This is a genomic window from Brevibacillus centrosporus (genome assembly GCF_046622605.1).
Lineage (GTDB): Bacteria > Bacillota > Bacilli > Brevibacillales > Brevibacillaceae > Brevibacillus > Brevibacillus centrosporus.
In genome coordinates this window covers 5,095,557-5,120,632 of the sequence record NZ_CP176856.1, presented here as the reverse complement: position 1 = coordinate 5,120,632, position 25,076 = coordinate 5,095,557, and the positions used below count along the sequence as shown (strand labels likewise).

Annotated in this window: 23 protein-coding genes and 1 riboswitch; of the genes, 16 read left to right on the top strand and 7 right to left on the bottom strand. The window is 51.7% G+C overall.

Features of this window, described 5'->3' with window-relative positions; genetic code table 11:
- Positions 1-220: 220 nt before the first annotated feature.
- The 4 genes from ACLIN2_RS25790 to ACLIN2_RS25775 all read left to right on the top strand — a co-directional run bounded on the left by ACLIN2_RS25790 (position 221) and on the right by ACLIN2_RS25775 (position 5,917).
- Positions 221-1,459 (top strand): efflux RND transporter periplasmic adaptor subunit, encoded by a 1,239-nt coding sequence (locus ACLIN2_RS25790; protein WP_411502535.1) that lies wholly within the window; start codon positions 221-223, stop codon positions 1,457-1,459.
- Positions 1,452-4,709, top strand: coding sequence for an efflux RND transporter permease subunit (locus ACLIN2_RS25785; RefSeq protein WP_411502534.1), 3,258 nt, complete (start codon positions 1,452-1,454; stop codon positions 4,707-4,709). The genes ACLIN2_RS25790 and ACLIN2_RS25785 overlap by 8 nt, the downstream gene beginning before the upstream one ends.
- A 138-nt stretch (positions 4,710-4,847) precedes the next feature.
- Entirely contained in the window at positions 4,848-5,342 is a 495-nt protein-coding gene (locus ACLIN2_RS25780; protein ID WP_092273559.1) for a VanZ family protein, read from the top strand.
- A gap of 161 nt (positions 5,343-5,503) precedes the next feature.
- Entirely contained in the window at positions 5,504-5,917 is a 414-nt protein-coding gene (locus tag ACLIN2_RS25775; protein WP_092273556.1) for a S1 RNA-binding domain-containing protein, read from the top strand.
- A gap of 60 nt (positions 5,918-5,977) precedes the next feature.
- Here ACLIN2_RS25775 and ACLIN2_RS25770 read toward each other — a convergent pair whose 3' ends face one another.
- Positions 5,978-6,397 (bottom strand): rhodanese-like domain-containing protein, encoded by a 420-nt coding sequence (locus ACLIN2_RS25770; protein ID WP_411502533.1) that lies wholly within the window; start codon positions 6,395-6,397, stop codon positions 5,978-5,980.
- Positions 6,398-6,509: 112 nt separating this feature from the next.
- Between ACLIN2_RS25770 and ACLIN2_RS25765 the strand changes: the two genes are divergently transcribed.
- Both ACLIN2_RS25765 and ACLIN2_RS25760 read left to right on the top strand, forming a co-directional pair.
- Positions 6,510-7,397: a LysR family transcriptional regulator gene (locus ACLIN2_RS25765; RefSeq protein ID WP_092273549.1), complete on the top strand. Its 888-nt coding sequence runs from the start codon at positions 6,510-6,512 to the stop codon at positions 7,395-7,397.
- Positions 7,394-8,209 (top strand): alpha/beta hydrolase family protein, encoded by an 816-nt coding sequence (locus ACLIN2_RS25760; RefSeq protein ID WP_092273546.1) that lies wholly within the window; start codon positions 7,394-7,396, stop codon positions 8,207-8,209. Before ACLIN2_RS25765 ends, ACLIN2_RS25760 begins: the two co-directional genes overlap by 4 nt.
- On the opposite strand, the gene ACLIN2_RS25755 is transcribed toward ACLIN2_RS25760, so the two are convergent.
- Together ACLIN2_RS25755 and ACLIN2_RS25750 are read right to left on the bottom strand one after the other, a co-directional pair.
- Positions 8,206-10,023 carry a sensor histidine kinase gene (locus ACLIN2_RS25755; protein WP_411502532.1) on the bottom strand — a complete coding sequence of 606 codons (1,818 nt, stop codon included), beginning with the start codon at positions 10,021-10,023 and terminating at the stop codon, positions 8,206-8,208. The genes ACLIN2_RS25760 and ACLIN2_RS25755 overlap by 4 nt on opposite strands.
- Before the next feature lie 5 nt (positions 10,024-10,028).
- Positions 10,029-11,036 (bottom strand): BMP family ABC transporter substrate-binding protein, encoded by a 1,008-nt coding sequence (locus ACLIN2_RS25750; RefSeq protein ID WP_092273540.1) that lies wholly within the window; start codon positions 11,034-11,036, stop codon positions 10,029-10,031.
- Between the two features lie 196 nt (positions 11,037-11,232).
- Between ACLIN2_RS25750 and ACLIN2_RS25745 the strand changes: the two genes are divergently transcribed.
- Together ACLIN2_RS25745 and ACLIN2_RS25740 are read left to right on the top strand one after the other, a co-directional pair.
- Positions 11,233-11,433 carry a hypothetical protein gene (locus ACLIN2_RS25745; RefSeq protein ID WP_246071149.1) on the top strand — a complete coding sequence of 67 codons (201 nt, stop codon included), beginning with the start codon at positions 11,233-11,235 and terminating at the stop codon, positions 11,431-11,433.
- Positions 11,434-11,602: 169 nt separating this feature from the next.
- Complete coding sequence (locus tag ACLIN2_RS25740; RefSeq protein WP_092273537.1) at positions 11,603-11,959, top strand: response regulator; 357 nt, start codon at positions 11,603-11,605, stop codon at positions 11,957-11,959.
- A gap of 59 nt (positions 11,960-12,018) precedes the next feature.
- On the opposite strand, the gene ACLIN2_RS25735 is transcribed toward ACLIN2_RS25740, so the two are convergent.
- Positions 12,019-13,008, bottom strand: coding sequence for an ornithine cyclodeaminase family protein (locus tag ACLIN2_RS25735; RefSeq protein ID WP_411504599.1), 990 nt, complete (start codon positions 13,006-13,008; stop codon positions 12,019-12,021).
- Positions 13,009-13,390: 382 nt separating this feature from the next.
- Between ACLIN2_RS25735 and ACLIN2_RS25730 the strand changes: the two genes are divergently transcribed.
- The 3 genes from ACLIN2_RS25730 (at position 13,391) to ald (ending at position 16,487) form a co-directional block, all read left to right on the top strand.
- Complete coding sequence (locus ACLIN2_RS25730; RefSeq protein WP_092273531.1) at positions 13,391-13,939, top strand: helix-turn-helix domain-containing protein; 549 nt, start codon at positions 13,391-13,393, stop codon at positions 13,937-13,939.
- A 49-nt stretch (positions 13,940-13,988) separates the two neighbouring features.
- A complete protein-coding gene (locus tag ACLIN2_RS25725; RefSeq protein ID WP_411502531.1) occupies positions 13,989-15,233 on the top strand; it encodes a PucR family transcriptional regulator in 1,245 nt (414 codons plus the stop codon).
- Positions 15,234-15,362: 129 nt separating this feature from the next.
- A complete protein-coding gene (ald, locus tag ACLIN2_RS25720; RefSeq protein WP_310230004.1) occupies positions 15,363-16,487 on the top strand; it encodes an alanine dehydrogenase in 1,125 nt (374 codons plus the stop codon).
- 73 nt (positions 16,488-16,560) lie between these two features.
- Here ald and ACLIN2_RS25715 read toward each other — a convergent pair whose 3' ends face one another.
- From ACLIN2_RS25715 to ACLIN2_RS25705, 3 genes are read right to left on the bottom strand one after another with little or no spacing between them, the layout of a single operon-like run.
- Entirely contained in the window at positions 16,561-17,733 is a 1,173-nt protein-coding gene (locus ACLIN2_RS25715; RefSeq protein ID WP_411502530.1) for a Ger(x)C family spore germination protein, read from the bottom strand.
- Complete coding sequence (locus tag ACLIN2_RS25710; protein WP_400584864.1) at positions 17,730-19,112, bottom strand: spore germination protein; 1,383 nt, start codon at positions 19,110-19,112, stop codon at positions 17,730-17,732. Before ACLIN2_RS25710 ends, ACLIN2_RS25715 begins: the two co-directional genes overlap by 4 nt.
- On the bottom strand, positions 19,102-20,202 hold the full coding sequence (locus ACLIN2_RS25705; RefSeq protein WP_411502529.1) for a GerAB/ArcD/ProY family transporter: 1,101 nt from the start codon (positions 20,200-20,202) through the stop codon (positions 19,102-19,104). The genes ACLIN2_RS25710 and ACLIN2_RS25705 overlap by 11 nt, the downstream gene beginning before the upstream one ends.
- 146 nt (positions 20,203-20,348) lie before the next feature.
- Here ACLIN2_RS25705 and ACLIN2_RS25700 point away from each other — a divergent pair, with 146 nt between their 5' ends.
- From ACLIN2_RS25700 to ACLIN2_RS25680, 5 genes are all read left to right on the top strand, one after another.
- Positions 20,349-21,437 carry a quinone-dependent dihydroorotate dehydrogenase gene (locus tag ACLIN2_RS25700; RefSeq protein ID WP_411502528.1) on the top strand — a complete coding sequence of 363 codons (1,089 nt, stop codon included), beginning with the start codon at positions 20,349-20,351 and terminating at the stop codon, positions 21,435-21,437.
- Between the two features lie 216 nt (positions 21,438-21,653).
- A riboswitch (cobalamin riboswitch) is annotated at positions 21,654-21,852 on the top strand.
- Positions 21,853-21,993: 141 nt separating this feature from the next.
- A complete protein-coding gene (locus ACLIN2_RS25695; RefSeq protein ID WP_411502527.1) occupies positions 21,994-22,755 on the top strand; it encodes an energy-coupling factor ABC transporter permease in 762 nt (253 codons plus the stop codon).
- Positions 22,752-23,036: an energy-coupling factor ABC transporter substrate-binding protein gene (locus tag ACLIN2_RS25690; protein ID WP_092273071.1), complete on the top strand. Its 285-nt coding sequence runs from the start codon at positions 22,752-22,754 to the stop codon at positions 23,034-23,036. Before ACLIN2_RS25695 ends, ACLIN2_RS25690 begins: the two co-directional genes overlap by 4 nt.
- On the top strand, positions 23,033-23,836 hold the full coding sequence (gene cbiQ, locus ACLIN2_RS25685; protein ID WP_411502526.1) for a cobalt ECF transporter T component CbiQ: 804 nt from the start codon (positions 23,033-23,035) through the stop codon (positions 23,834-23,836). The genes ACLIN2_RS25690 and cbiQ overlap by 4 nt, the downstream gene beginning before the upstream one ends.
- Complete coding sequence (locus ACLIN2_RS25680) at positions 23,833-24,690, top strand: energy-coupling factor ABC transporter ATP-binding protein (RefSeq protein ID WP_411502525.1); 858 nt, start codon at positions 23,833-23,835, stop codon at positions 24,688-24,690. Before cbiQ ends, ACLIN2_RS25680 begins: the two co-directional genes overlap by 4 nt.
- Positions 24,691-25,076 lie beyond the last annotated feature (386 nt).

Sequence of the window (25,076 nt, the reverse complement as noted above, 5' to 3'; positions counted from 1 at the left end):
TTCTATCATACAGGATTCGAGTTACAAAAAAGTGACGAAACGAATAGATACGAAAAAAATTAGCATAAATGGGGAGTGGGGATGAGTTAATAAAAAAATATAAAAAATAACTGAAAAGTGATACAACTGCGAACTATTTCTGTAAAATATATTTTGCCAATTATGATTCTTATATGGTAGAAACGTGGCGAAATATGCGTGCTTTGCGGGAGTGTAAAGTATGAAAAAATGGATCTGCTTTTCATTAGTGGCGCTGCTTTTGACAGGCTGCGAAAAACTGGACAGCGAAATCGCTCAGTTGAAGAAAAACGAGGAAGAGACCGTGATCAAGGTGAAAACGGTCAACGCCTATACAGTGGAACCGAATCAGGATGCCCTCACGACGGAGGTATCGGGTGTCGTCTCTCCGCGGCAGGAGCTGACTCTGTCCTTTGGGACATCAGGCAGAATCGCACAAATCCTGGTTCAAAAAGGAGCTGTGGTCAAGGCAGGGCAGACATTGGCTACGTTGGACACAGCCGCATTGCAGCAAGGGATAAATGCGGCACAAGGACAGGTGGCGAGTGCCAACATCCGCCGCAGTAAAGCTGCGCAAGGCCCGGAAGCCCATGAGCTGCAGACGCAGAGGCTGCAGGTGGAAAAGGCAAAGCAAACGGCTGCAAAAGCAGAGCAGGAGCATGCGCAAGCCCAAGCGCTGTATGCGGGCGGAGCGATCTCCAAAGACGAGCTGGACAGGCTTGCTTTGGCGGATCGGCAGGCGAAGCTGGATCTGCAGGAAGAGGAGGTCGCGTACGGCAAGCTGCTCAAAGGGGCGGATCGACTCGATGTAGAGGAGGCCAATGCACAGGTGCAGCAGGCAAACGTCGAGCTTTCCCGCGCCAAGCAGGAAGCAGCCGATGCCGTACTGAAGGCCCCGTTCTCAGGGATCGTGGCTGCGATTCCCCAAGCGCAGTCGGAACAGACGGGTCCCGGAAGCGAGGTCATCCGATTGGTGGATACCTCTTCCTGGCTGATCAAACTGCAGGTGGAAAGTGAGCAAATCAGCAGCTGGCAGCCAGGCGCGGCAATCACTGTAAAAGCGCAGGATGGGACGGAAGCGGAAGGGAAGGTAACCTTCGTCTCGCCTGTGATGGATCAATCGCTGGGCTCCTATCCGGTAGAAGTAACCGTGGCAGGAAGCGAGGTCAACTGGAAGGGCGGCATGACGGTCACCTGTCAGTACGCGCGGGAAGGCAAAGAGGCGGCTCTCGTGCCTGTGAGCAGTGTCGGGATTAGTGAAGAGGAAAACTACGTGTTGAAAATCCAGGACAATACGGTTAAAAAGACACCAGTGAAGCTAGGGGCTATCCACGGAACGTTCTACGAAGTGCTGGAAGGTCTGGAAGCAGGAGACCAGGTCGTCGGATCCGGTCTGTCCTATTTAGTAGATGGCGAGGCGGTGAAGGTGGCTGATGAGTAACCGGTCGTTTGTCTCTATTGTTCCTGCCTTGGCACGTCTTCTCGCCGTCGCTTGCTGCCTGCTTGGGGTAGGAGCATTCCTGCGGATGGACGTAACCACTTTTCCCGAACGCCCTGTGCCGGTGTACACGATCCATTTGGCAGCACCCGGGCTGACATCCGAGAAAATCGATGAAAAGGTGACGCGTCCCATAGAAGAATCCGTTCGTGCAGTAGGGGATGCGCTTACGATCACAGCAGAGTCCCGTCCCGGCGCTTCATCGGTGACCGTAGAGACGTCGGAGAAGCTTGGATCGGATTACAAAGAACGCCTGGAAAAGAGGCTGGGAGAAGTAGCGAAGCAGCTTCCTGTCACGGAGTGGAGCATCAGTCAGGACAACCTGGCAGACAATCGCGTCGGGTTTTACGTGCTGCATGGCAACGATGTCCAAACCTTGTCTGATATTGCGCGCTATACCGTCTATGAAAATTTGATTCGGCTGCCCGGTGTTGCGCGGGTAGAGATCGATGACCGCTCGGCGAAGCAGCAGGTAGACTTGATTTTTCGTCCCTCCATGCTGCTAGCCTATGGGCTGACGCCAAAAGATGTGCTGGATCAGCTGCCCGGAGACGTAGTCAACGAGCAAGTGGGAAGCGTCGGTCAAAACAAGGACCAATCTGCCTTTTACTGGACAAGCATGTCGGAAGGTCCACAGGGGCTGGGTAAACAGCTGATCGCTACAGACCGGGGATACGTCACGTTGAAGACGCTGGCAGATATTCGCGATCTACGAGGCAGCAAAGGGGACGAGGTTAGTGTGTATCGCGGTTCGCCTGCGATCGGCATCACCTTGCTGGCTGCTGACGTGGGGCAGGTGCCCTCCATCCGGGAGCAGGCAGCGGATGTGATTGAGTCTCTCAACAAAGCGGCAGGTGACAAATACAGGATCGACCTATTTGACGATTATGCACAGCCCTTGTCAGGTGCGATTAATCAGCTGACATTACTCGCAGTGGCTGCGGCAATCGCATGCGCTCTGTTTCTCTATCTCGCTCACAAGCGAATGGCTGTGTCCCTCTTGTTGCTGTTCTCGGTTGTCATGGCAACCGGATTCACGCTTGGAGGGATGTGGCTTTCGGGAGTCCCACTGAGCTATTCCACCGTGGGGCCAGTCGCCATTTTTGCTCTTCTGTTCACGGGGGCGGGCTCGGCATTGCTTCACCGAATGCACTGCCAAAAAGCAGATTCCTTTCTCGGCGGCTTGCGGATCGCCGGGAAGCTGATGAAGCCGCTTCTGTTGGCGATTGTCGTATGGACGTCGTGCTGGATGGGCTTGATGATGACTGACATTCTCGAGGGAACGGACAGAATCGTGCTGGATAATGCCTGGCCAGTGCTTGTTCTCGGAACGGGTGGGTTGATTCTCGTCTACGGTTTTCTTACACCGGTTTTGGCAGGACTATGGCTGACTCATCCCGTGGCAAAGGAAAGCCCGCGCTCCCGTCTTCGTCTGTCAGGGAAAGCGGCAGGTTATGTACTCGCACGCTGGGAACGCTTGGTCAAGCAGGGGTTTCTCCCTTATGGACTCACACTCGTTGTATCCATTTTTGTGGTCGTGATGCTCCATTCCTTTGTGCTGGTGGACGATTACGGGGAGCTTGCGACCAACGGGAAGGACCTGTCCCTGGAAATGGTACAGGGCAGCAGTATCGATGAAGCCATGCGCGCATCCCAAATCGCCGAGGAGCGTCTCCGCAGCTTGGCAGAAGTCCGTGATCTTTATACAGTTGCCTCCAAAGAACGTTTGTCGATTCATCTAAAGCTGGCAGACAAGTACGACTGGACGATGGAGAGAACGGATTTGGAGAAAGAGCTGGATAAGCGGCTCCGGGATATTCCGGGAACGGACCCATTCGCGTTTGTGGCGAGCGAAGATGTGAAGACGCGTTTGGAGTTTACGGTAAAAGGTCCTTCCTTGCTGACTGCACAGGCGATCGCACAGGAGGTTCTGACGCAGCTGGAAAAATACACGGCTCGCGATGAGGATGGACAAGAGATCATTACCGACGAAAGAATCGGAACTGGCACGGCCAAAACAATTATTGAAATTCGTCCAAAACCAGACATGCTGGCACGCTATCAGGTGTCTGAGGCGGAAATCAAACACCAGCTGGAGAGCTATCTGGGCGAAAAATCGGCGGGCAGCGTGTTCTGGAATGAGCAAAGTGTACCCGTTGTCGTGCGCTTTCCGGACAACTGGATGGAATATCCGGAGCAGGTGAAGAATATTTTGATCCGCACTCCGGAAGGCAAGGTGCATTTGGGAGACCTCGTTTCGTGGAAGCTTGGGAAAGAGCCTCCTACTTATCAGCGAGAAGATGGCCTGTACGTGTTTACCGTTAGCAGTGCAGTTCGGGATGCAGGACGGATCGATTCGCTCGCGTATGTGCTTCCACTACGGATGCAAAAGACGATGATTATTCCCGAGGGGTATTCCGTTCTGAATGCGGATGAGCTGAAAAAGCTGAAAGAAGAGCAGTCGGACAAGGCCGACTGGGGTGGGCGTGTTCTTGCTGTAATCGCCGTGATTACCGCTGTGCTTTTGGCGAGTCTACTTTTGCAGAGAAGGACCCGTGACGGCATTTTCGCTTTGGCGCTGCTTCCGGTATTGGCGGGCGGTGTCATGCTGGGGCTCCTCGTAATGGATCGACCGATGAATGGTATGGCCTTCTACGGGATGACAGGAGCAATCGCTTTGCTCGTACAGCAAGCGCTAGTGCTGTTGGAGGATCTGTACGCGGCCCGGGCTGAGGAATCCACGATCAAGGATGCGGTTCAGGCCGGGACAGCACGTGTTTTTGCCAGCCAAGCAGCCGTGTTTGGCGCCGTCGCACTGGCATCGGTGCCATTGACTTTCGGGTGGGTGGGCGAGATCGATCCGTTTGCCTCTTTTGCCAGCACCTTGTTTTTTGGTACGCTGCTCGCGGCATTTGCTGTCATCGCTCTTTTGCCAGCCATGTACTATGCCGCCGAGTGGAAGCAAGCCACCAAGGTCGAAATCACACTCCCGATCGTACTGCAGCGCATTTACGTCTGGTGGGAAAATGATCGAATCCGCAAGCAAGACGCTAAGGAACGCAAGCAATGGCTCAAGCAAAGAAGGGAAGAGCAGCGTAAGCGCCGGATGGACAACGATGCTCCTGTGAAGAAGGATTTGACTCATCAGGACTTTTTGCCTTTGTCTGCGCCATCCAATGATTTGAACCGGTAGTGGATTAACAACAACCGCAGAGAACCTCTTAGGGCTGCCAGAACAAATGGCAGCCTTCTTTGTACAGATAGATAGCCCCCACATGGCCCAAACTCAGGTAAGATAGAGAGACCAGAAAAGAAACGGGGAGGGACATCCGTGCACAGATACAGGAAGCTCATTGACTTTACACTGTTGGCCGCGATCCTGATCGGGCTCTTCATATCCTCATCTACGCCCTACTACAAACAAGACATCCGTGGAACACTGTCGAAAGTGGTGGACAAGAATGGCTTGGCAGAGCAGATGGCAGACTGGTCGGTGGACTATGCAGGGAAGGAAATCAGCGTCGAGGAAAAAGGAGTGGCTGGATTTATCGAGTTCTTCTTGCGCAAAGCCACCCATTTCTCTGTCTTCGCGGTTCTTGCCCTCGTTTTTTACCGGGTGCTGCGCTACCGTCTCTCCTTTGCGGTTGCCTTGCCCTGGAGCGCTCTGCTGAGCCTTCTGGTGGCAGTCCTCGACGAGTGGCATCAAACGTTTACCCCAGATCGAACAGGGATGGTCGGAGATGTTTTGCTAGATGCTTCCGGATCAGCCAGTATGCTGCTAGTGGTAACTATTGTTCACTTGTATTCCAGAAAAACCATGTCATAATAGATATGGTGTCAGGACTCTCAAAGAGGCACACTCTCCTATGGGCAACGCAGAAAGAATAGGCTTTTCAGTATTTGAATTTCTCTGTTATACTAGGAGAATGAGGCTTCGGGTTGAGGTTCTCACCATTTTTCGGAAATGATAAAAGGAGTGCAAACTGGATGGCAGTACAAGTGGGAAGCATCATCGAGGGAAAAGTGACAGCGATTAAACCGTTTGGGATGTTCGTAGCAGTCAGCGAAACCGAGCAGGGGCTGGTCCACATTTCCCAAGTAGCAAACGGTTTTGTAAAGGATATCAATGATCACTTTACCGTTGGAGCACAAGTAAAGGTTAAAGTTCTCTCCATTGATGATGCAGGCAAAATCTCGCTTTCGGTTCGCGCCGCACTCCCAGCGCCTGAGCGTCCGGAACGTGAAGAGCGCCGTGGTGGTGGATATCGTGGGGGAGACCGCGGAGGAAATGCAAAACGCGATACGGGAGCATCCTTCGAGGACAAACTCAAAAAATGGATGAAGCATAGCGAAGAGAACCTTGCGACGATCAACAAAAAGAACGCAAAACGCGGCTACTAAGCCTTGCTATAACGGAACGCGAAAGGACGGGATCCACATCCCGTCCTTTTTCTTTTTCACCTACCCAATGGATGGGGCCTCGGCTCCCAACGTACCCTCCACCGGATTCCCCTCCCGTCTCCAGTATTCCATTCCCCCGATCATTTCCTTGACCCGAAATCCAAGAGCGGCGAGCTTGGCTGCTCCTTTGGTCGCGCCGTTGCAGGCCGGGCTCCAGCAGTAAACAACGAGGAGCTTATCGGGGTCGAGCGCGGCAGTGGACGCTTCGCAGATGGTCGGATGGGGAAGTGACAGAGCACCTGGGATATGCGCTTCCAGAAAAGCTTTTTCACTGCGTACATCGACGAGCAGAAAGTCGGTGACACCATTTTGCAGGTCGCTCCACACATCAGAGACATCCGTTTCCACGGACAGCTTGGAAAGAAAATGATGGGCGGCTTGCTGGGGCAGAGCAGCAGGACTTTGCAGAACGAGTGACATCAATGATTCCTCCTTGTGAATGGGATGCGTTTAGCGTAGCATGGGATGTATCATCACAGTTATCTATACTAATTGATTCATATCATTACTAATTTCTATGGGAGGTTGTCATATGGAGCTGGTTTATCTGCACACCTTTCGCGAAATAGCCAGATGGGGCAGCTTTACCCGGGCCGCGGAAGAGCTCGGCTATGCGCAGCCAACCGTGACCGCACAGATGCAAAAGCTGGAGCACTCCTATGGAGCGCCTTTATTTGAGCGATTTGGCCGCAAGCTGAGGTTGACACAGGCTGGAGAAGTTTTGCTGCCATACGCGCAAGAATTGATTCGTCTGTATGGGGAATCTAAGGAGGTCGTGAGTCGGCAGCTGAGTGGACCTGTCCGCATCGGAACCATTGATACGTTGGCGGCTTTTTTCCTACCGCCTCACCTGCAGCGTTTTCGGCAAGCAATCCCTGCGGTCGATCTCGTCCTGCAGACAGGGAGTGAAGCTGCCATTTTACAGCAAATCAAGGAAGGGCTCGTGGATATAGGCTTTATCTACGATCGGCTCTGTTCAGACGACGAGCTGGTGGTAAAAGTAATACGCCAGGAGGAGCTGGTGATGATCATGCCGCCCGATCATTTGCTGGCTACTCGTTCAGCGCTCACTGTGCAAGACTTGCAGGACATGTCTTTGATCGTGACCGAAGAAGGCTGTACATATCGGGGTATGCTGCTGTCTTTGCTGCAGGACGTTGGAGTAAGCTATCGCATCGCCTGTCAGTTCAGCAATCCGGAAGCGATCAAGCAGTGTGTGCAATGCGGTCTTGGGGTAGCCCTTCTGCCGCGGATGGCCGTGGAAAAGGAGATCAGGGAAGGGGGAGTTGTGGCTGTTCCGTTTCAAACGGGCAGGCAGCCCTTTTTCATTCAACTGGTCTATCACAAAAGGAAATGGCTTTCGCAGGCGATGGAGCAATGGATAAACAGCATCGCGGGCGAGGGAGGAGAAATCAGATGAAAATGACACAGGACAAGTCAGTTGTCGAAGGCGTTCGACTCTACACCGTAAGCTATTACAGCGAGGGGCTGCTCGTCAAGGCGGCATTGGCCGTGCCAGAAACGTATGCAGAGACTGGCCCTGCTCTGCCCGCTCTGCTTTACTGCCGTGGCGGAATACGGGGCGTCGGAAAGGTCAGACCGGAGAGAATCAGTCAAATGGCACAGTTTGGCTATGTCGTGCTCGCTCCTCATTATCGTGGCAATGAAGGCGGGGAGGGACGCGATGAATTCGGTGGGGCAGATCGTCACGATGTGTTTGCTGCCTACGAGCTTTTGCGCGAGATGCCGGGCGTAGACCCTGCGCGCATTAGCGTATACGGCTTTTCGCGCGGTGGCATCATGGCTCTGATGGCTGCAATGGAATGTAAGGAGATGCTCTCCTGCGTTGTGTGGGGCGGGGTCAGTGATCTCTTTTTAACCTATGAAGAGCGAGTAGACCTGCGCCGCATGCTCCGCCGCACAGTGGGACATCCACGTAAGCAGGAGGAAGCTTATCGGGACCGCACGCCGCTGTACCGCATCTCGGAGATTGCATGTCCGGTTTTGATTATTCATGGGGAAGACGACGAAAACGTAGGAGTCGAGCATGCGCACAGGCTAGCCCATGCCCTAGAGGAAGTGGGGAAGCCGTATGAAATGTGGCTGGAGGAAGGGGCCAGCCACTTGTTTCAAGGAGCGGTTCTCGAGTCGTATACGCGCCGCATGTTTGCCTGGCTGGATGAACAGGGAAAGCGGCGCGTAGAACCGTCACGGCTGCAAGAGAAGCATTAAGAGAAAGAAGGCGTGCGCGGCAAGGAAACGATGATTTCCGTGCCTGCACCAAGCTTGCTGTTTACCTGCATCTCGCCTCCATGGTTTTCAACCATGCGGCGAGAGATCGGCAGACCGAGTCCAGTTCCGTCCTCCTTCAAGGAAAAGAACGGGTCAAAAATGCGGACGAGGTATTCCGGAGAAATGCCATCACCGGTATCTCGAACGTGGATATGCACATATTTTTCGTCCAGGCGGCCTTCTACTGTGAGAATGCCGCCTTCTTTCATGGCTTCGATGCTGTTTTTCATCAGATTGAGGAAGATCTGCTTCAGCTGCTCGACATCGACGTGTAGCCTTGTTTCTGGATCGCAGACGCAGACGATTTCAATGCCGTGCAGGATCGCCTCCGCGTTCATCAGCGGCAAGATGGAGTGGAAGACCTCCGCAATCCTGACCTCACGATAATTCGGCAGAGAAGGCTTGGAGAGCATCAACAGCTCAGTGACAATCTGGTTGACCCTCTCAATTTCCTGCAAGATGAGAGGCAAGTAATACCTTTCTTTCTCCTCCTTGGACAGCTGCTGCTGCAATAGCTGGATAAAGCCGTAGATGACCGTCAAAGGATTGCGAATCTCGTGGGCTGCACCGGCTGCCAGCTGTCCGACCATCGCCAGCTTTTCCGATTGATTGAGATACTCCTGGACCTGCTCCTGCTCGGTGATGTCCAAAAGAGCGACCATCCAGCCGGTCTCCGTATCCTGCAGATGATTGTGCAAAGGAATATAGGAAACGAGGGCTGTGAAGGGGGTACCGTCTTTTTTCAGCAACGTCATTTTCCGGTTTACAAACCAAGGCGTATGCGAATCATTTTCCCACACAGCCTTTGCATCCTTGGTGAGCGGGAGCCCGGTTTCATCCAGCTTGACCAGTTCCCGTGCAAGCAGGTTCACGTGAATGTCAGCGGATATGGGGCGGGTAATGATACCGACAGGGAGCGAATTGAGGATTTGCTCCCGCAGATTTCGCTCCTCGATCAATACCTGTCTTTGCGCCTGGTCTTGGGCAAACAAGGTGGCGATATTGCTGGACATTTTATTGAATTCCTCAGCTAGCTCGAAAAATTCGTCCTGATGCTTGTAAATGATCTGTTGCCCGAACGTCCCTCTGGATACTTCGCGCACCTGCTGCATCAAGGACTGGATAGGACGCAGAAGCTGGTTTCGAAAGTAGAAGGTGCAGAACAGACCAAACAGCATCGAAGCGACAGATACGGAATAGGTCAGGATGAGGGAGACGCGGATGCTTTCATTTGTGCGTTGGAACTCTTTGTTAGTCGTGTATTCCAGCTGATTTAAGGAAAAAGAAAGGTCCCGCTCGAGCTTGTCGAGCAATGGCTGGACTTCGTTGGAAAGAACGTAGCTGACAGCAGGGACATTGTCGGCTTTCAGAAGTGGATTGATTTTGTTTAAGAACAGAAAATCCAGCTTCGAAATCGAATCGATAACGGAAAAGAACTCGACAGTTTCCTTCGTCTGCGGCACGGCGGCAAAGCGGGAGGTGTCAATGAGATGCGTGTAGTAGCTGTCCAGATAGGATTGATCCCGCGTGAGTGTATAGGTTTTCAGCGCGAAGGTCTTTGTGTAGATCTGGTTTTTGACTTCCAGCAGGGCGCTCGTTTGCGGCAGGAGATGCTGGGTTAAATACATCTCGTCTGAAGTGACCTTTGTCATTTGATAGCTGAACAGACTGGTTACACAGCCGATCAAAAGCATCATGACGAGGTAGCTGAGCATCATTTTCTTCTGGAAGCCCAGATTGGAAAATACAGACATAAGGGTTAACCTCCATACGAAACCGGGCGCTGAAGAAACTTCTCCAGCTCCCGATTGAATTCTTCACGAATCTTTTGTGGAACCATTGGCCCAAACGGACTGAATTGATTGACGCCCTCTCCCAAGCCGTACATCACAGTTCCCCTAGGCAGCTTGTTTTGCATAGCAGCCTCCATGATCATACGATAGCATTGGCGCACATCCTGCATCATTGCGATGAGTACGTAATCCGGGGCGATATAACGCTGGTCGGCAATATAGCCGATCGTGTAGACCTTGGCGCGCTGTGCTTCCGTGATGACATCGAGGTTGAAGCTGTCTCCCGTTGTGTAAATCACATCGACGCCCTGGGCAATCATTTTCTGCGTCATCTTGATTGCACTAGGAGAATCGTTGAAGTCAGGAACCTTCCCTACGAAGACCGAACTGTTCGCAGAGACCTTTTTCACGCCTTCGCGAAACCCCTGGACTTGCGCGTATTCAGGCGTCTTGTCCACCATGATGTAGCCGACCTTGCCTGTCTTGGACATCTTGGCTGCCAAGAATCCAACCATGTAACCGGCAGGCTTCATATCGTAGCGAATCGTTGTTTGATTCCGATTGGGTGCATCTCCATTAAAGGAAACAAAGTGCGTTTTCGGGTAGGATCGTGCGACTTGATTGAATGGCTCGGAAAAAATGACGCCATGCCCGAGAACGAACTGGTAGTCGTTGGATGCAAATTTGATGGCAGCTGACTTGATTTGCTCAGGCTTGAGATTATTGGCAACTTCCAGAGTGAAGCCGAACTTTTTCTGAAGCTCCGTCATGCTCTCCAGTGCGCTGCTGTTCCATCCTTGATCATAGGTAGGACCTTCGAGAAGCAAAGCGACCCGCAGCTTTTCTGCTGAGTAGCCACGCTCGTTGAGAACGCGCAGATGATTCATACTGATCAAAAACTGGCTCGTAATGAGCAAAAGCATCCCGATGACCAAGCCAGCAAACAAGGCAGGGAATGGCTGTATTTTGGGCATGAGAAGCGCCTCCAGATCATGGCAAAAGTAATTCTGTGTGTAAATGGCAAATAAACAATCTTCTCTTTATATCGGGGAAAATCCTTCTGGGAAAAAGAGTGAAGTGGAATCATGCAGCGTGGGAGAATGGAAAAGGGCAGGCGGGACAATGATAAAGGGGAATACCAACCTAGGCAGGGAAAGGAAGGGAGTTAACATGAACATGGAAAACGATCTGGTGGAAATGCCGCAAACGGAAATACCGGATGAAGTAAGACAGGTGGAACTTCCAGAGATTGGCGAAACGACTCCGCATCCCAAACCGGAAAGCCCGCTTGCTGGAAACGAATCGACTGGACATACCGAAAGCGGAAGTGCAGGAGAAAACGACCGCCCCATCGGTTTTGTATCTCCTTAGTTCGAGAAAAAAGGGGATTGAACAACTTAATTTTGAGATTTTTTTATGTGTTCGACAATTACAAGGTGAATTCGACAAAAGAAGTCATTATCTCTCGTGGACAACCGCTTCTAATTCTGCAAAATTATAAAGTAGACGTGAGTTAGTGAAGCGAGGGGATTGGGACATCATGGCCCGAGTACTGATTGTAGACGATGCTGCCTTTACGAGACGTATGCTGACCGATATGGTAGGTGCCAAGCACGAGATCTGCGGGGAAGCCTGCAACGGCTTGGAGGCAATCGAAAAATACAAGCTCCTGAAGCCGGACATTGTGACGATGGATATTACGATGCCGGAAATGCACGGGATCGACGCGATGGAAGAGATTCTGGATTACGATGGAAATGCCAAAGTGCTGATTTGTTCTGCGCTCGGTCACCGTCAAAAAGTGCTCGAAGCCATGAAAAAGGGCGCGAGAGATTTTGTCGTGAAGCCATTCCAGAAAGAACAGATTTTAGACGCGATCACACGGATCCTGCAATGATGAAAGAGAATGACCGCCCATCCTCCAGGGGACAGGCGGTCTTATTGCTCTGTTCGGAGCTAGAGGTTGATACTGACTCCGACGCCGGCAGCCAATGCTCGTTCGTATACCGATTTCGCAACGGCTGTATCGAGATAGGCAATACCGACTGATTTGTACAACGTGATCTCATCCGCATGATCGCGTCCAGCCTTTTTGCCGGCAACGATCTCCCCCAGCTCGGCGTGAAGCTGATCAAAGCTCCATTCCCCTCTGCTGACAGGGATGAGCAGATCACCTGCTTCGTGTAGGCAGCCTTCCTCGGTATCCACGACGACTTTGCTGCTTCGGGTCAGTGTGGTCAGATCGACCTCCTGCATATGCGGCAGGAAGGCACCGATCGCGTTGATGTGCGCGCCTGGCCGGAGGTTGTCACCGTCAAAGAGGGGAGCTGTCGCTTTCGTGCTGCAGATGATGATATCTGCTTGTGCGACGGCTTCGTTTGCATCCTCCACGATCTTGATCGTTCCGTTCCAATTCGGATCGTGGGCGAGGAGCGTCTCCTTCAATTCTTCCGCTTTCCCCTTTGTGCGATTGTACAGAAGAATTTCCGTTAACGCGCGCACATCCATGACAGCTTGGACCTGTCCCAGAGCTTGTGCGCCGCACCCAAGGACGGCACAGCTTGTGGCATCCTCTTTGGCGAGGTATTTGGTCGCTACACCACTGCTGGCACCCGTTCTCATTACCGTAAGCAGGCTGGCGTCCATCATCGCCACATGCTGTCCGGTTTTCGCCTCCGACAGGAGAATGACGCTTTGGAGAGCCTTGATTCCATGGACATGGTTCTCAGGAAAAATGCTGATGACCTTCACTGCGACATAATCGTCCGCCTCCAGGTAAGAGGGCATGTACAGGCTGGTTGCGCCGTATTTGGGGTGATCGATGGCTGTGCGGACAGGGGTTACCACACGTCCTTCTATATGATCACGAAATACCTTTTCCACGTCTTGCAGACAATCTTTCATAGTATAGATGCGTGAAATATCTTCCCGGGTCAAAACCAGCATGTGATCCTTCCTCTCTTTCATAAGGGGAATTTCCCCTGTTGATTCCAATCCATCCTAAAAAGCCCACATATGCCCTCGCAGGACTATTCGACAGAAAGACGTGCTGCGCCTCCCAAGCAATGGTCAAGTCCATACCAGATAACAAGCGAGCGCAGAGACAGCGGGTGTCAAAATTGAAGTGTCACTTCAATTACATGAGATAAAAAAAGTCTCCCGAAGAGCGCTGTTTAGGAAAATTATAAAGTGTAACAAGGATTGTAGCAACCGCAAAAACAGAGATGCGGCGTTCTGCCAATTCCGTTGCTGGGACGGGCGAATCCTTTGCACCTTTGACTGGCAAAAGGTATGATAGAGATATCCTGCCTATTACGAGGTAACGTAAATGGATACAAACATGGGAAAGCTCATCAAGTCTTTACGTGTCGGCAAAAGGAAAACACTCAAGCAAATATCTGAAAAAACAGAACTCTCCATAAGCTTTTTGTCACAGGTGGAGCGGGGGAAATCCTCGATCACGCTGGAATCACTAAAGAAAATTTCAGAAGCGCTGGATGTCAGTCCGAGCTATTTTTTCGCGGATGCACCTGCCCAATCGAAAACCAAGCTGAGAAGGGGAGGCCATACGTCTGTCCACAACCACCCCTCTCCTTTTATTTACGAGGATCTGTCCGGCGATCTCGAAAATCCTGCGATGGAGCCGATTCTGGTCACACTCAAGCCTCATGATGAGAAGGGGACCCCATTTGTGCACAAAGGTCAGGAGTTCGTGTACGTTCTCGAAGGGGTACTCACCTTGCTGCTAGGGGAAGAGGAGCACGATCTGTACCCGGGAGACAGCATTCACATGGATTCTTCTACCCCCCACAATTGGTTCAATCGCACTCGGGAGATCGTTCGCTTTCTCTGTGTGAATTCGATGCGCACGTCATGAGAGGCTCGTACGCCCCTTGCTATTATCTATCGTATCTGAGGTGGAATTCTTGTCTCTTCAACCGAATTATTTTCAACAGTATCAGAACGCTGATATCGATGAATTAGCCGATGTGATTGGAGAGCTGCTGCAAAATCCGATAACGATCGAGGACGCTGATCACAAACTCATTGCGTACAGCTCGCATGGAGAAAGCACGGATCAGGCGCGCTGGTCGACGATCATGGGGCGCAGGGTTCCGGAGAAAGTACTGACGCGTCTTTGGAAAGACGGTGTTTTCCAGGCGCTGCTGACGCAGGACGATCCGGTACATGTACCGGCAAAGGATGAAATCGGTCTGGGAAAGCGGGTGGCCATCGCAATCCGCCGCAGTAGTGATGTACTGGGCTACATTTGGGCGCAGGAAGTGAACCGGCCGATTACAGAAGGTGACGATGAAATCCTGCGTCAGGCTGCTCGCGCGGCTGTGTCGAGGCTGATGCAGCGGCAGGGGAAGCGCAAAGCGGAGGAACAGCGGAGAAAAGAGTTTTTGTGGGAGCTTCTGCTTGGCAATCATACGAGTGAAGTCGCGATCAGGCAAAAAGCAGACAGCTTGCAGATGCAGCTGCCTGCTTCTTACCTGATTTGTGTGGTCGAGGCAGCGGGTGCGTCGAGGCTCGATCAGTATTTGTACCCGCTGATGATGCGCGACAAGCTGTACTGGGTCGTTGACGGTTCACAAATCATCCTGCTGATCGGTCTCACGGAGGCTGGCGCCAAAAAGGATCAGAGCGACGTGCTGATCCGCAAAGTGAGGCAATTTTTATCCGACTCGCTGGAAAAGCTGGAGGCGCACGTCAGCGAGGGACAGGTCACGGCTGGATATGGTCTTTCGTACACGGCGTACACGGACATCGTGAAAAGCTATCGGGAAGCCCTGCATGCGGTAAAGGTGAAAAAGCTTTTTCCGCGTGAGACGGACAGCATTCACGGGTATCACGAGCTCGGAATCTATCGCTACCTGCTGCAGGTAAAGCAGTGGGAAGAGGAGCAGGGCTACCGCAACGAGCGTATCGAGCAGCTCAAGCTGTACGACAGGGACAACCAGACGGCCATGCTGGAGACACTGGAGACGTTTTTGGACGCAGCAGGCAAAGTCAATGTGACGGCGCAGCGCCTGCATGTGCATATCAACACATTGAGCTATCGACTTCGCCGGATCGAAGAGATCATCCGAGTGGATCTGGAGAACATGAATCAGCGTGCTGCGCTCTATCTGGAGCTGAAAATGGAGAAGTTAAATAGCGAACGGTAGTTCGTTTGTGAATTTTCACAAACAAGAGGACGACAAGATTAAAGGAATCCCCAAGGAAATGGACGCAAAAAACGCTGTACAATGATACCAATCTCACCAAATCGGCGTTTCCAAGGAGGACTACCTATCATGATCGTCGGAATTGCGAAGGAAATTAAAAACAACGAAAATCGCGTAGCCATCACCCCAGCTGGTGTAGCAGCGCTTGTACAAAACGGACACAGCGTACTCGTAGAAAACAACGCAGGTCTGGGCAGCGGCTTCACAAATGAAGACTATGCGGCACAAGGCGCCAAAATCGTTGACACGGCTGCAGAAGTTTGGGCTGCCGAGATGGTCATGAAAGTAAAAGAGCCACTACCATCTGAGTACGGTCATTTCCGCGAAGGCCAAATCCTGTTCACGTATCTGCACCTGGCTCCAGAGCCTGAGCTGACTCGTGCGCTGATGGAGAAAAAAGTGATTGCGATCGCTTACGAAACCATTCAGCTCGACAATGGTGCATTGCCGCTTCTGATGCCAATGTCTGAAGTAGCAGGCCGCATGTCCGTACAAATCGGTGCGCAATTCCTCGAAAAACAATACGGCGGTAAAGGCGTATTGCTCGGTGGCGTACCTGGCGTTCCAAAAGGCGAAGTAGTAGTAATCGGCGGCGGTATCGTAGGTACGAATGCAGCGAAAATGGCGCTCGGACTGGGTGCAAACGTGACGATCCTCGACGTAAACGCTGATCGCCTGCGTCAACTCGACGACCTGTTCCAAGGCCGCGTGCAAACACTGATCTCTAACTCCTTCAACATCGCAAACGCTGTGAAAAAAGCTGACCTTTTGGTAGGGGCGGTTCTGATCCCTGGTGCTCGTGCTCCTCGTCTCGTAACCGAAGAGATGGTAAAAGACATGACTCCAGGCTCCGTAATCGTAGACGTAGCGATCGACCAAGGTGGTTCCATCGAAACGATCGACCGCATCACGACTCATGACAACCCAACGTATGAAAAACACGGCGTGATTCACTACGCAGTAGCAAACATGCCAGGTGCGGTTGCTCGCACTTCCACACTGGCTCTGACCAACGTAACCGTACCTTATGCGGTTCAACTGGCAAACAAAGGCTACGCGCAAGCGATCCGCGACAACAAAGCACTGGCAAAGGGCGTAAACGTCATCGACGGAAAAGTAAGCTACAAAGCAGTAGCGGACGCTCATAACCTGCCGTATGCTTCTGTTGAAGAAGTACTGCTCGTGAAAAACTAAGCTGCCAATCTAAGTCATATAAGCCAACAGCCTGCCCTTGAAGAACGAGGGCGGGCTGTTTTTACGTGACTGGTCATTTGGGCAGAAGATCATCCGGGTAAAACCAATTTTGCTTCAACTTGCCTGAGTCACTCAGGTACAAGTGAACCGTTACTCCGTCGAGGGCTTCTGCTGATAGTTTGTTTTCGTGATTTTTGGCAAACTGCTTCCACGCTTCCACATCCTTTTTGTATAGAGCTTCTTCAAAGTTAAATAAGTCTGCCCCGCGTTCAATCCCTTTTAAAAACGTGCCTCTTACCTGTTCTATTACCTCTTTTTCTGCTACGCGCTTGATTTCCTCGTTAGAGATTTCCCCCATTACTTCCCGTACAAAAGCTTTCATGTAGATATGGACATGAAAAGTAGGCTTGACGCCTTTCTGAACAGGGTGAACATCGAGTCGCACATTTTTAATCCGGAGCGTTGCTTTAGGTTTCCCTTTATCCCGTATGATGACACCGGCAAATTCTGTGTGCGGATTCATCCAGCGCAGACCGAGCAAATCCGTATTGGGGAAGAAGCCCTCCCATTTCCCGCGATGAATGGCATGGATCCCGTCTACCGAGAGCCGGGAAACAAACTTGTTATTTTCCTTCCAGGATCGCTCGTATATCGTAATGTTCGGCAAGGCGATCGTACTGCTAGGGTTCCAGAAGCGCTCGATAAATTTGAAGTATTGGATGGGCTCTATAAAAGAGCGTTGCTTATAGACCTCCTCGGGCTGGTGCAGCAGGGAAATCAAAGGAGAAAAGCCTGTCAAGGCATGGTTGCTGAGGACATCCTGGAGAGGCTCCCGCGTCCCAAATACCCATTTCGTATAGCGCACCAGACCGTATCGATTCAAAATATCATAGGAAGGCAGGATGTTTCTTTTCAACAGCCGCTCGTGATAGATAATAGAGGAAATGAAGCCTGCAAACATCGGCACCTGGGAGTTCTTTTGCAGGTTGTCCAGTGCGTTTTGCAGCGTTTCCCCTCGGCCGATCGAGACTACGGCAGGAGGAGAGACTCCCGTCGCTGCCCCCTCTTGCTTGGCGACACTGGCCAGATCGGATGATTGGGCGTAGATGACGTATTCGTTGTCGACGAAATCGATCCCAAAGGCTGACAGGTAAATCATATCTTGAATGGACTTCTGATCCCAGCAGCCGCTAAGTAGGGTGAGCAAGCAGGTGAGAAGGACGCTGGTGATCCATTTGCTTCTCAATTGACATCCCTTCCTTTTTTGGAGCTTCGCTGAAAGATGCTGATGAGCGGTCGGAACAAAACGAGAAACAGGGTAGACAGAAAGTTGGAAGACTTCAGGAGCAAGTAGGGCCTGCCGATAGAGGTCAGCGTGGAAAGATAGTAAATGATCATGATTATGCTGACGACAAACCCGTATGTGCCAACGACTGCGGATAGCAAAAAGACAAAAAAACGGGCTACGGTCACAGCGCCGCTCAACGATTGGTTGATCAATGTAAAGGAGGCGACGACCGTAAGCGACCCGATGAAGAGCATCGAGGGCGACGTAAAGCCGGCTCGGATCGACGCATCCCCGATAATCAAGGCCCCAACGAGAGCCAAAGTCTGTCCGACAGTCTTCGGTAGTCTGGCTCCGGCTTCCCGTAAAAACTCAAAGATGAACAGTACGCCCAGCAATTCCATCGGCGCTGAAAAAGGCAGACCTTTTCGCCCTTGGGTAATCGTCGCCAGCAGCTGAAAAGGAAACTCCTCGATGTTGTAAGCGGACAAGGCAATCCAAAAGCCGGGCAGAAAAACAGAGATCCAAATGCCGCCGAGGCGCAGGATGCGTTCTAGCCATACATACCCGACCGGATATTGATCATCCTCAGGCGACTTGATGAGTTCAAGCAAAGTAACAGGGGCAATGATGGCAACGGGTGACCCATCGACCAAGACCACGGCTTTCCCCTCCATCAACATGAAGACTACAAAATCAGGGCGGCCGGAGTAGTCGACAAGAGGAAAGAGGGAGTAGGCCTGATCGCTGAGCTTTTGTTCCAAAATGGCACTGTTAATGACTTTTTTCGAACTGGAGCTAATCAGGCGGTCGCGGATTGTCTCTACGATGTCCGGTGGAGTTCCGTCCCTCATGTAGAGGAGTGCCACTTCCGATCGGGAACGAGTGCCGAGCGTCAAAAACTCACAGGCAAGAGAGAGTGTCCGCAGTCGTTTTCGGATGAGTGCGATGTTTGAGGAAAGGTCCTCGATAAAGCCATCGCGTGGTCCTTTGATAGACACCTCTGTATTTGCGTCTTCGGTCGAGCGTTGGGGACGGCTGGAGATATCCCAGGCAAAAGGAGGCAATTCACCTAGAAAAAGCAGCAGAACCCCGGCAAATAAACGATCTACCCATATATCCACATCACTGCTGAGAAAAGAAATGGGGAGCGCGCGCAGATCACCTTCCGACAAGCGGCTGTCGAGCTGCGGAATGACAACCTCCTGCATGTGATGAAGATCGACAAGTCCCTGGCAGTACACGAGGAGCATGGGTTGATTTTCTGCGGTTATGAAGCGAGTAATTATGACATCGCCACAGTGAGAAAACAGTCTCTCCAGGTGTTCCTCACGCGTCATGGTCAGCATTCCCCTCTCTTTTGCGATTCCACAAGGCAATGCCAGCGATTACGAGTGTAATAAGTACAGTGATGAGAAAGAAGAGAGGGTAGTACACTTTGGTTAAAAAAGTAACGAATTGCATGTCGCTAAAGGGGAGGCTGGTAAAGATAATCATGCTGATTCCTAATAGGACCAGCACGATGGCTCGAGCTTTAGGTGTATGTACCTCCAAAATCTCTGTCAGCAGCATCAGGCAGAGTGAAATGCGGACGAAGGAGCCCGACAGCCACTGAAAAATCGCAAAAAATTCCATGTTCTCGATGTCTTTGCCAATCGAGAGCAGACGCCATTGTTCAAAGGCAGGGAAGCGCTGCCGTGATGATTCGATTGGACCAAACTCAGCGATGGCTCCGGTAAGTGGGCTCAGCGTAAGGATAATGACGATGGTGATCATCGTGACGTAATGGCCGAGTCGCAGCGGATTCCTCACGTGGTGCTGCAGCAAAAGAAGAAGGATTAGCTCAGAGAATCCTCCACCCGCATAGAGCATCCCATGCAGAATCGGGATAAAGCCGTCTTGAAAGACAGGCAGCAGCAAAGTGTAATCTTTTTTTGCCACGTTGCCGAAAGCAACGAAAAAGCCCAGCATTGCCACGAAAGGCAGCAGGATGGATGCAGTAATGCCTAGCGGCGCGATTCCTCCAAAGGCAGCGAGGATACAGATGCCCATTAAGACGAGAGCGGTAAACCACTCTGGAGTCCGTGGCAAATAATTAACCGTTGTCCACGTTTGCGTATCGATAAGATGTACGAGTGCCATCCCGTAAAGACAAATCAATAGGGGAATGAGAATGAGGTAGCTGACGAACTTTCCACTCGTACGTCTAAGCCAATGATGCAAGGAGTGCTGGTGAAGACGTGTGTTTATGAAGGCGAGGATGCATGCCCACGCAGCAAAGGGAATGGAGGCGAGCAGGACACTCAGCCACGAATCACGTTTGGCAGCGCTGAGCATAAGCGGAATGACAGTGACGTGGTTGGTGATTCCAATCGTCAGCATCATCGTCATGATCGCCTGGTTGATTCCGATTTTCCCATCGACTCTCATATCGTTTCTTCTACACCTCCATAATGGGGGTACTGCTAGGATTTGCCTGCCCACTTGGAAATATGTATCACGGATAAAGGTTACCCCCCCTATGAAAATGTGGTATTCTACTATGAGGAAAAAACGGAGCGAGGAGTGCTACAACGATGTATCAGCTTATACGCCAGTATCTGTTTCAGCAGGACCCTGAAGAAATTCATGAAAAGACGATTCACGCCCTGAAGCTGGCAGAGGAATCCGCTCCAGGTAAAGCGCTCTTGAAAATGATCTATCAGCTGCGAGACAAACGACTGGAAACCAATCTGTGGGGACTGAAATTTCCCAACCCTGTTGGTCTGGCAGCAGGCTTTGACAAAAATGCAGAAGTCTATCACGCTCTCGGAGCACTTGGCTTCGGCTTTGTGGAGGTAGGAACCATTACCCCGCAGGGACAGCCGGGCAATCCAAGACCGAGGCTGTTCCGTCTGCCGGAGCATCAGGCTGTCATCAACCGAATGGGCTTTAACAATCATGGTGCCTACCATGCCTCTCAGCATTTGGTCGACTTCGCTTACTCAGATGTTCCGATCGGCATTAACATAGGGAAGAATAAGGTCACACCGAATGAAGAAGCTGCGAGTGACTACAGCAAATGCATGGACATGCTCTACGCGTACGGCCATTACTTCGTCATCAACATCAGCTCGCCGAATACACCGAATCTGCGCGACCTGCAGGAAACGGAAAGCTTGCGTGTGCTCGTGCGTGCCGTTCGGGAAAAGGCGGCGGAGCTGGAAGCGAGAGGCGTAAAGAAAAAGCCGGTGCTGTTGAAAGTGGCGCCCGATATGTCGGATGAGCAAATGCACGACGTCGTAAATGCCGCGGTCGAAGAGGGGATTTCCGGCATCATCGCGACGAATACGACGCTGTCTCGTGAAGCGGTTATCAACCATCCGAATGCGGAGGAAGCAGGCGGCTTGAGTGGAAGACCGTTGACCGAGCGTTCTACGGCCTGGGTGAAGCAGATCTATCAGGAAATCGGAGACAAAGTACCGATCATTGGCGTTGGCGGCATTTACAACGGGGAAGATGCCTACAACAAGATTCGCGCCGGCGCAAGCCTCGTGCAGGTGTATACCGGGATGATTTATCAAGGGCCTGGCATCGCCAAGCAAATCAATAAGCAGCTGCTGAAGCTGATGGCGCGAGATGGATTTACGCATATCAGTGAAGTGGTCGGGGTAGATGCTAAATAAATGTCTTTCTTTTACAAGGCAATCGGTGGTCCTCTCATAGGGGGCGCCGTTTTTTTTGTTCAGATACCTAACCAGTAGTCGTACAATATGGCAGGAGTCGACTCTGTGGGTGCGAGGGCTTTAGCCAGGTGATCGAATCCATTGCCAATAGTTCTCTTTTTCAGTCACTTGCAGTATAATGTTGGTGGACATCTTGGTCATGTCCAGGAATGGAATTTCATATTGTCGGCATGAGGTGCCTGTATGTGCAAACACACATACGGGGTAACAGGGAATCGGGTGAAAGTCCCGAGCGGTCCCGCCACTGTAACCAAGGAGTTCTCTTCGATTAGAATCCACTCATAGAATGATGGGGAAGGACGAAGAGAGCAAGGATCTGGAAGCCAGGAGACCTACCTTACAGCCACACCCAGAAACCTTCGCGGAAAGGAGAGGTGAATACGAGGCAATAGGACTGCCAGGTCAGTCTATTGTTTTGTGTACGCGGATCTCGTCCACTTTGGGGATGAGTTTTTTTTTGCCAAAAAAGGATTGGAAAAAGGAGGGAAGTGTCATCATGAAACGTTCCAGGTTGGTTTCAAGCTGCTTGCTGATTGCTGGATTTATTCTTTACTTCATGTTCAATGAACCGCAGACCGGACACGCGATGCACATTATGGAGGGGTATTTGCCACTGTCTTGGGCCTTATTCTGGTGGGTCGTATTCCTGCCGTTTTTCATTTTCGGTTTGCGTTCGATCAATCGAATTGTAAAAGAGCATCCACAGATGAAGCTTTTGCTGGGGGTATCCGGAGCGTTTGCGTTTGTGCTGTCCGCACTGAAAATCCCGTCGGTGACGGGAAGCAGCTCTCATCCGACAGGAACAGGGCTTGGCGCCATCTTGTTCGGACCTTTGGCAATGACTGTGCTGGGCAGTATGGTTTTGCTGTTCCAAGCTTTGCTGCTGGCTCATGGTGGCTTGACGACACTGGGAGCAAATGCAGTCTCGATGGCGGTTGTGGGACCGATGGTGGCCTACGGAATCTATCGGCTGATCGCACGCAGCGGCAAGCAGCGTCTTGCCGTATTTGCAGCGGCGGCTTTGGCTGATTTGTCTACCTATGTAGTGACTTCGATTCAGCTTGCACTGGCGTTTCCTGCTGAATCGGGCGGTGTACTCGCTTCGTTTGCCAAGTTCGCAGGCATTTTTGCTGTGACTCAGGTGCCGCTTGCGATTAGTGAAGGCTTGCTTACCGTGCTTGTATGGAACTGGCTGCAAGCGTACAACGCAAAAGAGCTCGTGCAATTACGCTTATTGAAACGGGAGGAATCACTGTGAAAAAAGGGATGAACTGGTTGCTGCTCCTCGGAGTAGTGGTATTGGCGGTGCTGCCGCTTCTGTTCATTAAAGATTCCGAGTTTGGGGGAGCGGACGGAGCAGCCGAAGAGGCGATCAAGGAAATCGCTCCAAACTATGAGCCGTGGTTCCAGCCGTTTATTGAACCGCCTGGAGGAGAAACGGAGAGCCTTTTGTTCGCGGTACAAGCTGCATTGGGGGCGGGGGTCGTTGGCTATGCAGTCGGTGTCTTTAAAGGGCGCACAGAAAAAGGAAAGAAATGAACTGGCAGCAGCTTGATACCTTGTCCTACCAAAACAGGCTGAGGGATCTATCGCCTGAGCATAAGCTCCTGTTCGGGGGCGTGCTGCTTCTCCTTGTATTGACGGGACATGCACTGGTTCAGCTACTGGTCTTTCTGTGGATGGGCGTGTGGGTCATCGGTTATGCCCGCATCCCCGTGAAGGCCCATCTCCTGTTTCTGATCCTTCCGCTCTCTTTTTTTATCGCGGGTCTGCCTGCCATCCTGTTCGATCTGACGCAAAACAGGACAGGGGCTCCACCGGCAGACGCCGTGCTATCGTGGGAGGTTGGCTCCTATGCAATCTATGTGGGGCAAGCGTCTGTCAGTCGGGCTTTGGAGCTGTTCTATCGGGTTTTGGGCAGTCTCGCCTGTTTTTCGTTTTTGCTTTTCACGGTTCCTTTCGCGGAAATTTTGCAGGTCTTCCGCCGAATCGGTATGCCGGAGCTGGTTACGGATCTGCTGATGATCATGTATCGGTTTATTTTTGCCCTGCTGGACGCTTCCTTTCAGCTGTGGGTAGCGCAGCGGTCCCGTGGTGGGCACAGAGGATTTCGGGCGCTGCTGCGTGATGTCGGGATGGTGGCTACTCAGCTTTTTGTGAGGGCGATGAGAAAATACCAGTCTCTGTCCATGGGAATGGTAGCGAGAGGCTATTCTGACAGCTTCCACGTACAAAGCCTGCGCATACACACACGCTCGCCGCGCTACGAATGGGAGTCTATTCTCGGGTGCATCGCATTGGTGCTGCTAGAGTGTCTGACGGGAGGTTGGCGGTTTTGACATCTTGGTTATTGGAGTTTTCCAATCTGCAATACACCTATCCAGGTGGCCAGAAGCCGGTGCTGAACGGGGTGAGCTTTGGGATTCCGGCCGGGAAAAAATGCGCGCTGCTCGGACGAAACGGCTGTGGGAAATCCACGTTGTTTCTGCACGCAAACGGCATTCTTCAGCCCCAGCAAGGGCAACTATTCTGGAAGGGCACTCCGTTTGTGTACAAACGGTCCTTTTTGCAGGAAATGACGCAAAAGGTAGGGCTGGTTTTTCAAGACCCAGAGCATCAGCTGATTGCGAGCACCGTCACAGAGGACATTTCCTACGGCTTGTTTAATCGGAAGCTGCCCCTTGAGGTGATTCGGGAAAAGGTCGCGGGGGTGCTCGAGTCATTCGGATTGACCGAGCTTGCCGATGTTCCCATTCATCACTTGAGTCTGGGGCAAAAACGCCGACTCGCTTTGGCGGGAGTGATGGTCCTGGAGCCGGAGCTGCTGCTGCTCGATGAACCGACAGCCTATCTCGACCGCTATCAAACGAAAAACCTCTTGCGCGAGCTGGATCAGATCCACAGAAGTGGTACGACGGTGTTGATGGCTACGCACGATATGGATATCGCTTTTGAATGGGCGGAATGGATTTGTGTGATGGATGGGGGCAGGCTCGTTTTTGCGGGAGAGCCGCAGGAGGTCTTGTCCCAAAAAGAGCTGCTGGAAAGCCTGAATCTCGGAATTCCCTTGGTCGCCGAAGTATGGGAGCTATTGCCCGCGTACTTGAAAAACGAGCTGGGAGCGGGAATCCCGCAATCCGTAGAGGAATTGAAAAGAAGACTGGAAGCCAAGCAGGAGGTCGCCTCAGTATAGAGGGCCTCCTGCTTTTTGATTGTCCGCGACCGTTTCAAAGCAGTGAACCAAAAAGATATGCTGCTTCCAGAAAGTTCAACCACATGACGGTGAGATCATATCGGCCGACTGTGGTGTGGGTTATGGTACTGTAATACCGAGAATCAAAAGCTATAAAGGCTTCTAACGATGAAAGCGGTTCTCCATTTTTTCTAGTAATGAAAATAGGAAAGCACGTAGAAATAGTAAAGGCTAGCTCAGGAAAAGGGAGAAAACAGCGAGGGCATTAGGGACACAGCCCAGGCGGAATGGAAAAAACGGAACCTGCTTTTAGCGTCCACTTCTGAACATGCCTCTCTGAAACGACCACTTTGGACGCGAGTTCCGTTTTTGGAATGGAGCCGAAC